Source organism: Marinobacter sp. L-80 (assembly GCF_056859395.1).
In genome coordinates this window covers 1-15,439 of record NZ_JBSXOI010000070.1, presented here as the reverse complement: position 1 = coordinate 15,439, position 15,439 = coordinate 1, and the positions used below count along the sequence as shown (strand labels likewise).

Below are 15,439 nucleotides of genomic sequence, written 5' to 3'. Positions count from 1 at the left end.
GCACACTGACGAACCGTGAGGAAATATGCTGTTTGAGCGGCTTCAAAAACCGTCCCCCCGGATCCTGCTGATTGGCCTGGTCATACCCTGGCTGTCGGCACCTGTTCTGGCCGAAACCGATTCGGCAAAGGCCAGCAAAAAATCCGAAGTGCTGATCGCGGAACTGGCCGAGGACGAGAGCGTCGAGGACGTTGAGCATTCGGCCCCTCTGCAGACCAAAGGGAAGAACAATACAGCCCGTCAGCCGGCAGTCCCACAGGGCGGAGCCGGTATCGATACGCCCTCGGCCGGTTCCCGCAAGGTAGCCCCGAACATCGATCTCAAGCAGGTTGCGCCGCCACCGGAGGCACAGGTTTCAGCGCCCGGAGATACCGATGCAGATGCCGCAGAATCCGAGGTCATGGCAACCGAAGCGGTGGCCGAACCCGAGCCGGAGCCGGAGCCGGAGCCGGAGCCCGAGATTCGCGAAGGCGAGGTCTTCACGCTGCTGGACAATGATGTCCTGCCCGGCACGTCTACCCGCCTGGCCTGGACCCCCGGCATTCAGATTGCCGGGCTGTCCCAGACAACCCCGGTTCTGGTGGTCAACGGCATCAACGCCGGCCCGACGCTGTGCCTCACCGGGGCAGTTCACGGGGATGAGTTGAATGGCATCGAGATCATCCGCCAGACCATGTATGACCTGAACCCGGAGAAGCTGTCGGGCACGGTCGTGGGTGTGCCGATTGTGAACCTGCCGGGATTCCAGCAGGGCAGTCGTTACCTGCCCGATCGCCGGGACCTCAACCGGCATTTCCCGGGCAGCCCCGATGGCAGCCTGGCCGACCGGATTGCCCATTCACTGTTCGAGAACGTGATTCGCAAGTGCGACATGCTGGTGGACATCCACACCGGCTCACTGAAGCGCACCAACCTGCCGCAGCTTCGCGCCGACATGAACAACCCGGACGTGGCGGAATTCACCCGGGGCTTTGACCGCATGGCGGTGGTTCACAGCTCCGGTTCTGCGGGCATGTTGCGCACCGCTGCTGTGGAAGCCGGTATTCGCACCGTCACCCTGGAAGCCGGCGAATCCCACCGTATACAGCAGCACCAGATCAGCGCCGGCGTGAACAGCCTCACCAGCCTGATGGAGCGTCAGGGCATGATCTCCCGGATGTTCGTATGGGGCGATCCGGAGCCTGTCTATTACGATTCCGACTGGATCCGCGCGGACCACGGCGGGATTCTGTTCAGCGAAATTGAGTTGGGGGCAAACGTATCGGAAGGAGAGATTCTCGGTTACGTGTCCGATCCGATCACCAATGCCCAGCACCCCATCCGGTCTACCACCGATGGCCGGGTTATCGGTATGGCCGTGGACCAGGTAGTGATGGCCGGTTTTGCCGCCTACCACATTGGTACGGAGGCAGAAGTTCCCGGAGAGTAGTATGCTAGGCTTTTTTCGGGTATCACCAACCCCACAGGAGCCTTTGTGTCTTCCGAGAAAGCCGGAGTCTTGTCGCGAATTCCCGGCCTGGCCTACATCGGTCTGGTTCTTACACCTCTGTTCTGGGCAGGTAACGCCGTTGTGGCCCGGGGCACGGTAGAGAACATTCCGCCGCTCTCCATGTCGTTCTGGCGCTGGGTAATCGCCCTGGTCATCCTGCTGCCTTTCGGGCTCCCGGGTATCTGGCGCCACCGCGACATTATCCGCCAGCGGTTCGGTTCCATGCTGGCGCTGGCGACCTTCAGCGTGGGGGCATTCAATACCCTGCTGTATCTGGCGGCGACCACAACCACCGCTACCAATATTGCCCTGATCAACGCCACTATCCCCATTTTCGTGGCACTGCTGGCCTGGATTCTCCTCGGCGACCGCACCCGGCCGATTCAGGCGCTGGGTATCGCGCTGGCCATTACCGGCATCGTTACCGTTATTGCCCGCGGCGATCTCTCGGTGCTCACCAGCCTTCAGGCCCAGCCGGGGGATCTGATCATGGTGGCGGCGGTATTCAGCTGGGGCCTGTTCTCGGTGCTACTGCGACGGCAGGCTGTACCTTTGCCAGCACTGACTTTTCTGACCACGCAAATCCTGCTCGGCACGCTGGTTGTCCTGCCGTTCTACCTGACCGATCTGATTTTCTTCTCCGGTGGTTTCGAAGTGTCAAAAAGCACCGCCATGCCGTTGCTGTACTTCGCCATCTTCCCGGGGATCCTGGCCTATGGATTCTGGAACCACGGTGTGCATAAAATTGGCCCGGCCAGGGCTGCCATCTTCATGTACCTGACGCCTGTCTTCGCCTCGATTCTGGCCGGCATTTTCCTGGCCGAATCCCTCGGGCTGTTTCATGTTATAGGCGGCGCGCTGATCCTGGCCGGGCTGGTATTGGCCACGCAGACCCGTAAACGCACCGACTACCCGACCCCGGAGCAGTCAGCAAAAGGAGACATCCATGATTAAACCTGTCCCAGAAATCTCTCACCGCTTCTTTTGCCTGGTTCTGGTGCTGTTGACCGCTGGCCTGTCGGCGCCGGCTGCAGCGGAACCCTGTGATCCCGAGGAGTCCAAGTGGGTACCTACCCGCTATTATCCAGCCGGTGCTGCGGTCTTTCACAAAGGCAGTTGGTATGAGTCCCGCGAATTGCACGAGGGCCTGGAACCGGGCATTACGTTCGACTGGAAAGAGCTGGATTCTGTGCCGGACTGCGAGGGCCGTAAGCAACCGGTTGATCAAACCCGGGCCGGAGACGGCCAGAAAGGCACCGAGGCTGGTGCCGGCCAAACCGTCGGCAAGAGCAAACGGGGCGAGACGTCTTCCGGCATGTGTGTAAGACCGGACCCGTGGCTATTTTCCAGAAGCTACACGGTTGGCAGCCTGGTCACCCACGGCGGTCAGATCTGGGAGGCTATCCGGGCAACCAACGGAGACATGCCCGGCATGAACAAGCCTCCTCGTTGGCAACTGGTGGAGGATCATTGTTCCCTGGAAGGCCGACAGTAACGAGGAGCGGGCAACTAACTAGAGAGCCGCTTCGATGCGGCCAATGACCTCTTCCAGAACCGATCTGGCGCAGCCGATGTTCAGGCGCATAAAGCCACTGCCCGGGTCGCCAAAGGAGAGTCCGGGATTCATGCCCACACCGGCTTCCCGGACAAAAAAGCGTTTCAGGCCCGCATCGTCCAGGCCCAGTTCGCGGCAATCCAGCCACATGAGATAGGTGCCCTCCGGAGCGGACACGCGAATGGCGGGCAGGCGCTGGCCAACAGCCTCCACCACATAGTCCCGGCTGGCCTGCAGATAGGCCATCAGATCGTCCAGCCAGGGGGCACCATGGCGGTAGCCGGCCTCAAACCCGGCAATACTGAACGGATTGCACTGGGGCAGATGCATGGATTCAAACACGTCCTTCATTGCCTTGCGCCGGTCCGCATCGGGAATAACCAGAGCGGACAGGCCGAGGCCGGGCATGTTGAAACTCTTGCTCGGTGCGACCGCCGTTACCAGTGCATCTTCAGGACCGGCCAGCTTCGCCAGCATGGTGTGGCGGGGTTTATCCGTGAAGGTCAGGTCACAATGAATCTCGTCGGAGACCACCACCAGCCGGTGCCGGCGAGCAATATCCAGCACCGCCGTCAGTTCTTCCTCCGACCAAACCCGGCCAACCGGGTTATGGGGCGAGCACAGCAGCAGGATCCGGGCATCGGGGCGGGCTGCGCACTGCTCCAAGTGATCAAGATCCATGCGGTAGTGGCCCGGGTCTCCGGTGTCCGGATCCTCCGGCACCAAGGGGTTTTCGATCACCACCCGGCCACTGTGCCGCACCGAACTGAAAAACGGCGGATAAACCGGCGGCTGGATGATGACGCCCTCACCGGGTCCCGCGTAGGCCATGCACGCGGCGTTGATCGATGGCACCACGCCGGGCGCCATCAGTATCCACTCGCGCCGGATCTCCCAGTCATGGCGACTGGCAAACCAGTCGATCATCGACTGGTAAAGACTGTCCGGAAACAGGGTGTAGCCATAAACCGGATGTTCCGCCCGCTCCCTCAACGCACGGGTGACAGCCTCCGGTGCCGCGAAATCCATATCGGCCACCCAGACCGGGATAACATCCTCGGTGCCAAAAACCGCCTTGCGGGCATCAAACTTGACGGAACAGGTGTGTTCCCGGGAAACCGGCTGATCAAACGGGCTGGACACAGGGACTCTCCAGGGCAGATAACAACATTGGAAAACGGTATTGTGGTGGGCCCGAACGGCCATCGCAACCGTCGGCTGCCGATGTCGCCACCGTGTTCATATCCGGCTTTGGTCGAACATCGTCGATAAACACTTGCCCAAGCAGGGCGATACTTGCGAACCTAACGGTTTATCCAATAAAAACTTCCAAACATTCCCCGGAGCCTGTTCAATGATTGGCCAGATTCTGTCCACCATGTTGCCGGTATTTCTGATCGCCGGTTGCGGCGCACTCTATGGCCGCTACCGGACGCCCGACATCCAGGGACTGAACGTTCTCAACATGGAGCTGTTTGTGCCCATGCTGGTCTTCGCTGTTCTTGCTGACCAGCAGGCTCCGCTGCAGAACTACGCCCAGCTTGCACTGGCCGCCACGGTGGTTGTGCTCGGATCAGGAATTGTTCTGTATCCGGTGGCCAGGGTTCTGAAGCTGAACCTGAAGACCTTTCTGCCACCGATGATGTTTAACAATTCCGGCAATATGGGTCTTCCGCTGCTGGTACTGGCCTTTGGCGATGAGGCCCTGCCGGCGGCCATTGTGCTATTCATCGTGGAAATGCTGCTGCACTTTTCGGTGGGGCTGTACATGCTCGCCCCCCATACCTCCATCGTAAAACGCCTGAAGCTGCCCATCGTATTTGCCAGTATTGCCGGGCTCTCGGTCAATCTCGGGGGCGTGACCCTGCCGGAATGGCTGCTGGAAACCCTGAACATGCTCGGTGGTGTGAGCATACCGCTGATGCTCTTTGCCCTTGGCGTGCGCATGCTTGATATCGATTTCAGTGACTGGAAACTGGGTATGCTGGGCGCCATCGCCTGTCCCGCCAGCGGTCTGATCCTTGCATGGCCGATGATTGCGGTTCTGGATCTTCCCGGGATGCAGGTGGCGGCGCTGTGGGTATTTGCAGCCTTGCCTCCGGCCGTACTCAATTACATGGTGGCGGAACAGTATCGGCAGGAGCCACACAAGGTCGCCTCGCTGGTATTATTGAGCAATCTGGGCAGTCTTGTGGTTATGCCGGTTGTGCTCGGTCTGGTGTTTGCCGCCGGCTACGTCTGAGCATCTGCCCCACTAACCGCTCTGTTAGCCGAGGAAGGACCCGATGTCTGAAACCGTTGCGGTGGTGCGCGCCTCCCGACCCAATTTCCTGGTACTCGCACCGCTGTGTGCCGGCCTTGGCGTGGCGGTAGCCTGGCACCAGGGCGAGCCTCCGGCCCTGCTCAATACCCTGCTCGTCCTGATTGGCGCCCTGCTGGCCCATGCCGCCGTCAATCTGCTCAATGAGTACGAAGACTTTGTTTCCGGGCTGGATCTGATTACCCGTCGCACGCCTTTCTCCGGCGGCAGTGGTGCCTTGCCGGAAGTGCCCTCAGCCGCCCGGCAGGTTTTACTTGCCGCCTTTGGCACCCTGGGGCTGGTTGTCGCCATTGGTCTCTACTTTCTATGGCTCCGGGGCCTGCCCATGCTGGTACTTGGCGCCGCCGGCGTAGTTCTGGTGCTCACCTATACCCGCTGGATTACCCGCTCACCGGTGATTTGCCTGCTGGCTCCGGGGCTGGGATTCGGACCGGTGATGATTCTTGGCAGTCTGATTGCCCTGGGGGCCCGGCTGGACGCAACGGCTCTTACCGTTTCCACCATCGGCCTGCTGCTGGTCAGTGAGTTGCTGCTGATCAATCAGATACCGGATGCCGACGCGGACCGGAAAGTCGGGCGCCGGCATCTGGTGATTACGCTCGGAAAGACGGCCGCCGCCCGCCTGGTGGGGCTGCTGTTACTGGGCAGCTACGGCATTCTTGAGGCGGCAATCTGGATCGGCTGGTTGCCGCTGTGGACCGCTCTCGCGTTTGCGCCTCTGCCGGCAGCCATCTGGATAAGCGTCAAGCTGCCAGGCGCGCTCAACCGCCCCGAACAATTCAACACACTCCTCGGCATCAACGTCGGGGTGCTGCTGGCAACCCTGGCGCTGCTGATCTGCGGACTCAGCCTTTAAACCGGAACACACTGACCCTGGAACGCAGCTGGCCGGCAAGTACGGCCAGATCACGGCTTGCCCCGGCCACCTGCTCGGAACCGGCTGAGGTCTCCACCGTGGCATCATGGATGCGGCTGATATTGCGGTTAACTTCTTCTGCAACGGAACTCTGCTCTTCCGAGGCACTGGCGATCTGGGCATTCATGTCGTTGATGGCACCCACCTCATGACGAATCCGGGCCAGAGCAGCTTCCGCCTCGCTGGTCTTGTCCACCGTGGTGCGGGCAAGCTCCCGACTGCTTTCCATAACCTCGGTCGCCTGGCCGGCGCCCGCCTGCAGGTTTCCAATCATCTCCTGAATTTCCCGGGTGGAATCCTGGGTCCGCGATGCCAGCGACCGTACTTCGTCGGCCACGACAGCGAATCCTCGTCCATGGGTGCCGGCGCGTGCCGCCTCGATCGCAGCATTCAGCGCCAGCAGGTTGGTCTGTTCGGCGATGGCGTTGATCACCTCGATGATCTTTTCGATATTGGCGCTGTCCTGGGACACGCGCTGCACAGTCTGTGTTGCCTGCTCCAGGGTTTCCGCCAGCTCTCCGATGGAGGCCGCGGTTTCCTGCACCACGCGATTACCGCTCTCCACTTCGATGTCGGCTTTCTGGGTGGCGGTTGCCGCGCTGGCGGCAAAACCCGCCACTTCGTTCACCGTGGCGGCCATCTGGTTCACCGCCGTGGCCATCTGTTCCGCCTCGGTCGCCTGGAGACGTATCTGTCGGCTGTTGTTATCCGAAGTGCTTTCAAGTTCAGAGGAGGAAGTGGAGAGCTCTTCAGCGGCAGACCCTACTTCCCGGATAATGCCGCCCAATCGCTCCACAGTGTCCTGCAGCGCGCCCATCACGCTATCCGGGTACCGTGTCCGGAGCTCCTGGTCCAACTCACCATCGGCCAGCTGACGAATGGCCCGGGCAACGTCTTCGGGCTCACCGCCAAGAATCTTCTTCAATCGGCGAATGATCACCAGTGCCACCAGGGCACCCAGAACCACCGCGAGACCGGTGACGGCCAGGTTCAACGCATTGAATGTACTCGCTGCCTCGCGAACCTCATCCACGCCACCTGTAACCACCTCTTCCTGGTAATCAATAAAGGCATTTACCCGTTTCAACCACTCCGAGTAAGCGCCAGAGACATCGCTGAGCAGAAATGCCCGGGCCTGGTCGATCTCTCCCGCCAGGCGAAGCTCGAGGAGGTCGTCGGTCAGCGTCAGGGCCCTGCGCTCGATCTCTTTGATCGCTGCCAGGAGCTCCCTTTCCCGGCTGTTAGCGCCTTCTTCCCGGAACATCCTATCCATCGGGCCGGCGGAATCCCGATAGAACCCCTTAAGACGCTCAATGTCCGCGAGGTGCCGTTGTAGCTCCCGGTCGTTCTCAACCAGTACTGCATCGCGAATGGCTATTGCCCGGTCATGGACACTGCCCCGAAAGTTAATGGCGTAGCGCTGCTTCACGGCGGCGCCATCACCCACGTCGGTCAGGGTCCTGTCGATAAAACCGACCCGATGATTACCAACCAGACTTATGGCAATCATCAGCGACAGAATCAGACCAAAGCCAAGGGCAAGGCGTTTCGCAACGGTGAGCTGGCTAAACATCATTAGGCTCCGGGTACTTTTTATTGAATGAGGCTATGTGTTCTCCGAAAGTTGCAGTCTGGATCAATCAATGGAGAGAAACTTGCGGGTTTTTGACAATGCTTTTCATTACTGCAATCAATCTTTACATCCCGCCCCCACGCCTCTTGCAACTGGTCAGGCTTTGACCGATGGTAAAGGTCAGTTTCTCGCTGATTGCATTCACGATACGGAGGTCTTCACATGAGTGTTCTACTTCTGCTGATCAGTGCCCTGGTGCTGATCTACCTGGGTATAGGCGGCACCACAGCCGCTGCCGTCATGTCCATTGCGACCGTTGTGGGTCTGTTCCAGGATGAATGGCACCTGATCAGCATTCTTTGTGGCGGTGTACTGCTGGCGCTGGCGTTAATCCTTGTTATTCCCGGCGACTTGCGCCTCGACAAGCTCAGCCGCCCCCTGCTTGGCTGGGTGCGCAGCCGGCTGCCGAAACTCTCGGATACCGAGGCGGAAGCCCTGAAATCCGGCTCGGTGGACTGGGACGGCGAACTTTTCTCCGGCAAGCCCAAATGGAACAAGTTGCTGGACGCCAAGCCGGCGCACCTCACCAGCGAGGAACAGGCCTTCCTGGACGGCCCGGTGGAAAAGCTCTGCGCCATGCTCGACGACTGGAAGATCACCCACGAGCAGTACGACCTGCCGGACAAGGTCTGGAAGTTTATCCGTGAGAACGGTTTTTTCGGCCTGGTGATTCCCAAAGAAGACGGCGGCCTGGGGTTCTCCAACACCGCCCACTCTGAAATCGTGATGAAGATTTCCACCCGGAGCGTATCGGCTGCCGTTACCGTGATGGTGCCCAACTCCCTCGGCCCGGGCGAGTTGCTGATGCACTACGGCACGAATGAGCAGAAACAGCATTATCTTCCCAGACTGGCCGGCGGCGACGAGATTCCCTGTTTCGCCCTCACCTCCCCGGTGGCCGGCTCCGACGCCGGCGCCATTCCGGACAAAGGCATCGTCTGCAAGGGCAAATGGAACGGCAAGGAAGTGCTGGGCCTGAAAGTCACCTGGAACAAGCGCTACATCACGCTCGCACCGGTGGCGACACTGATTGGCCTTGCCATCAAGGTCTACGATCCGGACAAGCTGCTGGGCGATTCGGATGAGATCGGCGTGACCTGCGTGCTGGTGCCGAAGGACACCGGTGGCGTCAACGCCGGTGCCCGCCACCTGCCCATGAACACCGTCTTCATGAATGGTCCCACCTGGGGCAACGACGTGTTCATCCCCATGGAACAGGTCATTGGCGGCCAGGATATGCTCGGCAAGGGCTGGACCATGCTGCTGGAATGCCTGTCCATCGGCCGTTCCATCTCGCTGCCGGCCCTGGGCACCGGCGCCGGCAAGGTGGCCAGCCTGGCCACCGGCTCCTACGCCTACACCCGGGAACAGTTCGGCCGTACCATCAGCCAGTTTGAAGGCGTACAGGAAGCCCTGGAGCCCATCGCAGGCTACACCTACATGATGGACGCTGCCCGGCTGCTGACCTCCGGCATGCTGGACCGTGGCGTGCGGCCCTCGGTGCCGTCCGCCGTGCTGAAATACCGCAATACCGACCTGATGCGGGAAGTCATCAACCATGCCATGGACGTGGTGGCAGGCCGCGGTGTCATCACCGGCCCCCGCAACTTCCTGGCCCGGGCCTACCAGGCGGTCCCCATCGGGATCACCGTGGAAGGCGCCAATATCCTTACCCGGAGCCTGATGATCTTCGGCCAGGGTTCCATCCGCTGCCATCCGTTCATTGTTGAGGAAATCGAAGCAGCAGGCATGGAAGACGAGGACAAGGCAGCGAAGAAATTCGACGGTATCTTCTACCGGCATCTGGCCCATACCACCCGCAACGCCCTTCGGGCCCTGCTGCTGGGACTGACCAGGGGATGGGCCGAATCGGTGCCACGGCAAGGCAACATCAAGTCCAGCTACCGACAGCTGGCGCGGTTCTCAGCAGCCTTCGCCCTGATGACTGACGTCACTCTGCTGACCGTTGGTGGAGGCCTCAAGGCCCGGCAACGCCTCTCAGGGCGCATGGCCGACTGCCTGGTGCAACTCTATTACGCCACCGCCGTCATCAAACAATGGCATGAGGAGGGTTACCCGGATGACCAGCGGCCGCTGGTAGAGTGGTGCCTACAGACCTGCCTCAGGGATCTACAGGGCTCCATGCGCGAAGCCATCATCAACTTCCCGGTTCCGGCCCTGCGCTGGCCCCTGCGACTGCTGGTGTTCCCGCTGGGTGCCACTGGCCTGAACGGCCCGGACGACAAGCTGGGCGCACAGGTCGCGGAATCCATCGTCAAGGACACCCCGGTACGCCAGCGCATCAGTCGCGGTACCTACACCACCATGGACCCGGAAGATCCGCTCGGGCGGGTGCTCAATGCCTACAAGCTGGCCAACGAGACCGCGGACATGCGCAGCCGGCTGCATGACGCCATGCGCAACCGCGATGAAGACGAACTGGGCGGCATTGACCTGTTGATGGGGCATCAGCGCAAGGAACTGGTTGACTGGGCCTGTGCCCAGGGCGTGGTCAAGGCAGACGAGTGCGACAAACTGCTGGAAGCACTGGAAGCGCTCTATGATGTGATCCGCGTCGATGCTTTCGATGCCGACGGCCTGAAAGCGCTTTCGCGCTGTGCCAAGGGCAAACGCAAGGTGGTCGAGCGCCCACCCAGAGAAGAGAAATGACGAGCAATAAAGCGTGGGCCAGCCGATGAACGATCCTGGTGATTTGCGTCCGAATGAGGAGGCCGTGGCACTTGAACCGGCCTCCGATGCAACGCTGCGATTCATCGGCACCATTCATACCCCCTGGCGCGATCGCAAGGACTGCCCGCGCCAGGGCCGCCTTGACGGCCCGGAGTGCCAGCTGGTTCTGGACCCCGTCTGGCACAACGCGCTGGCGGGGCTCGAAGACTACGACACCATTGAGGTGCTTTACTGGCTCGACCAGAGCCGCCGGGACCTGATCCGGCAAAGCCCCAGAAGCGACGGCCAGACCTTCGGCACCTTCGCCCTGCGCTCCCCGGTGCGACCCAACCCGATTGGCACGTCCATGGTCAAACTGGTTCGTATAGAAAAAGGGACCCTGATCGTGCGCGGCCTGGACTGTCTGGATGGCACTCCGCTACTGGACATCAAGCCAGACCGCTGCGCTTTCACCCCAAAAGCACCCGATAAAGCGAATGTTTACTGAGAGACCTCCTCCGGACGTAATCCTGAATTGATCGCTTCTGAAACCAGCCAACGCCGCAGAAGCTGAATCCCTCGTTCACGACGACGGCTGGTTTTCCATGCAAAGTAAAAAATGTCGCCCGTCATAACGGAGTGGCAGGGCAAGCGCACAAAGTCACCGGAATCCTTGCGGGTGCTGAGCATATAGTCGTTGGTCAGCGCAATTCCCTGGTGGAAGCGCGCAGCCTCCAGCGACAGCAGCATATGACTCGAGTGCAGTAAACGGCAGGATTTGGGCAGGTCCAGGCCCGCTTCACGATACCAGGCTTCCCAATCCCCACCCTGCCGGTTATAGATGCTGTAGGTCGACAGCAACGGAAACTCCGCCATCATCGCCGGCGTTAACGACACCGATGCCGGGTCGCCGGCAACCTCTTCCAACGCCAGCTCCCGGCGTATCTTCTGCCAGTAATCCTGGCTGCACACGGGGAACAGACGCTCCTCGTAAAGCAGCTCATAGCTGAATGCCGGCGAAGAAGGCTTAACGGTAATAAAGCAATCTGCAACCCGGTCCGACAACACCGGATTGCCACTACTCATCTCCAGCGCCAGATCCAGCTGAGGATGCAACCGCTTCAGATCCGGCAACCGTGGCACCAGCCAGCGCACGGCAAACGAACTGAACACCGAGAGCCTCAGCAAGGACTCCTCATGCCCCAGAATCTGCTCACTGGCCCGCTCAATCTGCAACAGCGCTGAACTGACCGCATCCAGGTACTGCCGGCCCTCATCGGTCAGCGACAGCGTCCGTCCACTGCGCCAGAACAACTGCTCGCCCAGGTAGGTTTCCAGCTGCTTGATCTGATGGCTGACGGCACTCTGGCTCACCGCCAACTCATCGGCAGCGAGTGAAAAGCTGTTGAGACGGGCAACGGCTTCGAAAACAGGCAGGGCTTTCAGGGGTGGCAGCTTCATTATCTAATTTTCTAATAGCACGTGAATATTGATCATTTTATCGGATATTAGCACCCACTTAGACTGCCCTCCATGTTGTCAATCCAACTCGAGATTGAGATTCGATCTCATGATACGTGGGATTGCTCAAGCCAGAGCTACCAAGGCTTCAGCCACTGTTTTAGCCGTCTCTGAAAAAACGCCATACAACTTTAACGTGAGACTCCAAGCTCTCAACGTCCTTTTGGCGCTTGTCTGTGGTCTCTGGCACTGAGCGGTACTAAACGAAATTCACCTAGTTGCGAAGCGGGCTTGAAGCCGTCGCCGCCGAAACTTTAAGGGAGGTACCATGTCAGGAAAAACCGTCAATAGCGCCATACTTTTGCTGGTGATCGGCAACGCTATGGCGATCATTTCCGATGTCTTTATCAAGCTACTGGAACCCGGTGCTCCGATTTTCCAGTTTGCCTTCCTGCGCTGCGTCCTGACGCTGTTCATGCTCCTACCGCTAGCTGGCAAACTGAACCGGGAGTACCTGTTCGCGGGTCTGAAAATCCATGCCCTTCGCGCGCACATTCATCTTGCTGGCATGCTTTGCATGGTCATAGCCCTGGGCAATCTGCCCCTCGCGACTGCCAACGCCGTGTTCTACGCCGCTCCGATCCTGGTGATGGTCCTCGCTGCGCTGGTATTTGGTGAGCGCCTGACGCCCATGAGCGTGACCGCCGTATTCAGCGGGTTTCTGGGCATCGTGTTGATCCTGAGACCAGTCGAATTTGATTGGGCAGCCATCGCCGCACTGGGCTCGGCCTTCACTCTGGCCATCAATGCCGTGATGGTGCGCAAGCTGCCCAAGCAGCAGTCCACGATCCACAAGCTGTTCCTTAACTACCTGCTGATTGTTCCAGCCGCCGGGGCTTTGGCACTCTGGGAAGGCGCCCATTGGGACGGCTCAATGCTAATTAGTGCCTCAGGCTCGGCGCTGTTCATCCTGGGCTACAACATGACCGTCCTGCTCGCGTACCAGCAGGTGGATGCAAATCAGGTCACCAGCGCTGAATACACCGGACTGATCTGGGCGGTGTTGATCGGATGGGTAGGTTTCAATGAAATGCCCGACCTCTGGTTCGCCGTGGGCAGCGCCATGATCGTGGTGCCTTTACTTCTGATTGGGTTGCGTTCGCGGCAGCGAAATGATCGGATTCCACGGGCTCTTACAGTGAATGGTTGAAGCCCGCAACTAATAAACAAAAGCGAACATTCAGTTTAGGGGTTTCCTCCAGAGCCTCCAAGCAAATCACAGCCATTTCATTCAGTATGATTGGCAGAGCAAATTGCAGACGCTGAATGATCACATGGCAGAGATATCTATGCTCGGCTAAGCTATTGTTTTATCGCTTCATGTGCAGCGCGATTGATGGTTCAAAGTCAGTAATAATGACGCAGTCAAATTTCTGCAATAATAAAGCTTGCTGCATAATTGCTGTTATGCATCAAGGAGTAAGGTGTGAAAGTTTCTGAAACCTCCGCATGTTATGAGAAGTTGGCTCAGAAAATTTATGGAGAAATCCTTACTCTTCAGGGTGTTGAGAATATTGACGTAAGACATAATGTTAAGATCAAAGGAAAGTCAGGCGTTGAGCACCAAATAGATGTTTTTTGGGAATATAAGTACGCCGGGATAGTTCACCGGGTACTTATAGAATGCAAGCACTATGGCCACGCGGTTAGTTTGTTGCATGTTAGAAACCTACACGGGCTTACAACGGACATCCCCAATAGCACAGGAATAATAGTTACAACCGTAGGCTTTCAATCCGGCGCGAAGGAGTATGCGGATTTTTACGAAATGGGGCTAAAACTGATAAGAAAGCCTCGTGGGGAAGACTGGGATGGCTGTATCCAAATAGTCAATATTCAAATGAAACTTCTCAGGAACCATTATCTTGATTTCAAGCTAGAGTTTGACGGAAAAGATCAGGAAACCAGAGAAATAGCCGAGAAAGACCCATCGGTAATGTCTGTCAATTCGACCGAAATAGTTGTCAGAGACGAGGGGCATGAGCCCTGTGCTTTTAATTTATGGCTTGATCGTCATGTTTCAGTAGGATCAGATGGATTTGGTGTAGAGAGTCAGAAAACGCTGATTCCTGAGAATTCATATCTTGTAACTCCAGACAATCGAGAACTAAAGCTGGGGAGAGTCGTGGTCACGTACATGTCTACGCAGTTCGACAAAGACCTTGAAATTGATGCTATGAATCTAGTAGAGGCGGTACTTCAGGATTTTAGCAGTGGCGAGGTCGAGCACATGCATCATAAAAATGCATAACAATCGGCTGCACAGCGACCGTTTTTCCGCCGCTTCGCGGCTCCAAACCGGCGCATGAGCCGGGCGTTATGCACTAATGGAATAGCTGAGAGTATGGCATCTGGTGTATCGAATAAATTAACGGGACAGGTTGGGGAGCATCTAGTGTCGGCGGTACTGGGGACACTTGGCTACTACGCTTCTCCTTATTCTGGAAACGTTCCCGGATTCGATGTCACAGCGGTTCACTCTGAATCTCTCAAGTCATTTCCTGTTCAGGTTAAAGCGAGTACGACGGGTGCGTTGGTTCAGTCCTCTATCGATAAGTGGTGCGACCACAGTATCGACGAGGATAATCGTCAAACAATTGGTCCATTGAAACCGCTTAAACATCCGAATTTGGTCTGGGTCTTGGTGCGGCTGGGTGATTCAGGAATCAGCGGAGCAAGATTTTTCATCTGCACTGAACGCGACATACAACAGAAGATCGTCGCCCGGTACTCGGCTTTTATGGAGAGGCATGACTATCGCCGTCCTGGAGGCGGCGCTTCTCCGCAGGCGATTCTCAATATCAAGGATGTCGTCGAATTTGAGGATAATTGGAGAATCCTCCCGGACTATCAGGCTGACGTTGATCTCGCATAACCAGTGCAGGCACAGCGACGCCCACTACATTGCGCCTTCGGCTTCATTTCGTGGGCGCGCATGCTGCAAGCGTTGGGAGTCAAGTAGGAAGGCATATGAGACTCTTGATTGTTTTAATTTGTGTCGCCTTGAGCGCTTGTGCCGGAACTATGAACGGCATGGTCCGCAGTTCTGGGCAGCCGCTTTCAATTGCTTACACACAGGGTATGCAGCACGACAATCTCGAAGTAACTATGCCGGATGGAGAAACATTTACAGGCAAAGCGGTCATGGTTGGCCGTTCTACTAGCATAGGGACTGGTTTCGGTACTGCTACCTCCTCTAGGAGTCTGCGCGGCAGAAGCTACATTCTGGCACAATAGATCAAAATTCTTCAGCAACAGGATGACTGATGGGAACCACTTTCCGCCCGTATTCGCCTGGCCAGGAACTGCTTCTTCCCCCGAGCCTGAACGAGTGG

The 15,439-nt window shown here is 58.2% G+C and carries 14 protein-coding genes; 10 read left to right on the top strand and 4 right to left on the bottom strand.

Features of this window, described 5'->3' with window-relative positions; genetic code table 11:
- The first annotated feature begins 25 nt into the window (after window positions 1-25).
- From AC13E3_RS13195 to AC13E3_RS13185, 3 genes are read left to right on the top strand one after another with little or no spacing between them, the layout of a single operon-like run.
- Window positions 26-1,429: a succinylglutamate desuccinylase/aspartoacylase family protein gene (locus AC13E3_RS13195; RefSeq protein ID WP_405417481.1), complete on the top strand. Its 1,404-nt coding sequence runs from the start codon at window positions 26-28 to the stop codon at window positions 1,427-1,429.
- Window positions 1,430-1,474: 45 nt separating this feature from the next.
- Window positions 1,475-2,443: a DMT family transporter gene (locus AC13E3_RS13190; protein WP_405417483.1), complete on the top strand. Its 969-nt coding sequence runs from the start codon at window positions 1,475-1,477 to the stop codon at window positions 2,441-2,443.
- Window positions 2,436-2,984: a carbohydrate-binding protein gene (locus tag AC13E3_RS13185; RefSeq protein ID WP_405417485.1), complete on the top strand. Its 549-nt coding sequence runs from the start codon at window positions 2,436-2,438 to the stop codon at window positions 2,982-2,984. Before AC13E3_RS13190 ends, AC13E3_RS13185 begins: the two co-directional genes overlap by 8 nt.
- Window positions 2,985-3,002: 18 nt before the next feature.
- Here AC13E3_RS13185 and AC13E3_RS13180 read toward each other — a convergent pair whose 3' ends face one another.
- Entirely contained in the window at window positions 3,003-4,187 is a 1,185-nt protein-coding gene (locus tag AC13E3_RS13180; protein WP_405417487.1) for a MalY/PatB family protein, read from the bottom strand.
- Window positions 4,188-4,398: 211 nt separating this feature from the next.
- On the opposite strand from AC13E3_RS13180, the gene AC13E3_RS13175 reads away from it, so the two are divergent.
- Window positions 4,399-5,286 carry an AEC family transporter gene (locus AC13E3_RS13175; protein ID WP_405417490.1) on the top strand — a complete coding sequence of 296 codons (888 nt, stop codon included), beginning with the start codon at window positions 4,399-4,401 and terminating at the stop codon, window positions 5,284-5,286.
- 43 nt (window positions 5,287-5,329) lie between these two features.
- Window positions 5,330-6,220 carry a prenyltransferase gene (locus AC13E3_RS13170; RefSeq protein WP_405417493.1) on the top strand — a complete coding sequence of 297 codons (891 nt, stop codon included), beginning with the start codon at window positions 5,330-5,332 and terminating at the stop codon, window positions 6,218-6,220.
- Here AC13E3_RS13170 and AC13E3_RS13165 read toward each other — a convergent pair.
- A complete protein-coding gene (locus AC13E3_RS13165) occupies window positions 6,210-7,853 on the bottom strand; it encodes a methyl-accepting chemotaxis protein (RefSeq protein ID WP_104270930.1) in 1,644 nt (547 codons plus the stop codon). The genes AC13E3_RS13170 and AC13E3_RS13165 overlap by 11 nt on opposite strands.
- Before the next feature lie 222 nt (window positions 7,854-8,075).
- Here AC13E3_RS13165 and AC13E3_RS13160 point away from each other — a divergent pair, with 222 nt between their 5' ends.
- Both AC13E3_RS13160 and tsaA read left to right on the top strand, forming a co-directional pair.
- Window positions 8,076-10,583: an acyl-CoA dehydrogenase gene (locus AC13E3_RS13160; RefSeq protein ID WP_405417497.1), complete on the top strand. Its 2,508-nt coding sequence runs from the start codon at window positions 8,076-8,078 to the stop codon at window positions 10,581-10,583.
- A gap of 64 nt (window positions 10,584-10,647) precedes the next feature.
- Window positions 10,648-11,091: a tRNA (N6-threonylcarbamoyladenosine(37)-N6)-methyltransferase TrmO gene (gene tsaA, locus AC13E3_RS13155; protein ID WP_405417500.1), complete on the top strand. Its 444-nt coding sequence runs from the start codon at window positions 10,648-10,650 to the stop codon at window positions 11,089-11,091.
- Here tsaA and AC13E3_RS13150 read toward each other — a convergent pair.
- On the bottom strand, window positions 11,085-12,044 hold the full coding sequence (locus AC13E3_RS13150; protein ID WP_088826548.1) for a LysR family transcriptional regulator: 960 nt from the start codon (window positions 12,042-12,044) through the stop codon (window positions 11,085-11,087). The two genes, tsaA and AC13E3_RS13150, sit on opposite strands and share 7 nt — an antisense overlap.
- 328 nt (window positions 12,045-12,372) lie before the next feature.
- Here AC13E3_RS13150 and AC13E3_RS13145 point away from each other — a divergent pair, with 328 nt between their 5' ends.
- The 3 genes from AC13E3_RS13145 to AC13E3_RS13135 all read left to right on the top strand — a co-directional run bounded on the left by AC13E3_RS13145 (window position 12,373) and on the right by AC13E3_RS13135 (window position 14,979).
- Window positions 12,373-13,254 (top strand): DMT family transporter, encoded by an 882-nt coding sequence (locus AC13E3_RS13145; RefSeq protein WP_405417504.1) that lies wholly within the window; start codon window positions 12,373-12,375, stop codon window positions 13,252-13,254.
- 276 nt (window positions 13,255-13,530) lie between these two features.
- On the top strand, window positions 13,531-14,355 hold the full coding sequence (locus AC13E3_RS13140) for a restriction endonuclease (RefSeq protein WP_405417506.1): 825 nt from the start codon (window positions 13,531-13,533) through the stop codon (window positions 14,353-14,355).
- A gap of 93 nt (window positions 14,356-14,448) precedes the next feature.
- Window positions 14,449-14,979 (top strand): hypothetical protein, encoded by a 531-nt coding sequence (locus tag AC13E3_RS13135; RefSeq protein ID WP_405417509.1) that lies wholly within the window; start codon window positions 14,449-14,451, stop codon window positions 14,977-14,979.
- A gap of 185 nt (window positions 14,980-15,164) precedes the next feature.
- Here the strand turns inward: AC13E3_RS13135 and AC13E3_RS13130 are convergent.
- Window positions 15,165-15,439: hypothetical protein (locus tag AC13E3_RS13130; protein ID WP_482902116.1), on the bottom strand; the 275-nt coding region annotated here is incomplete at its 5' end.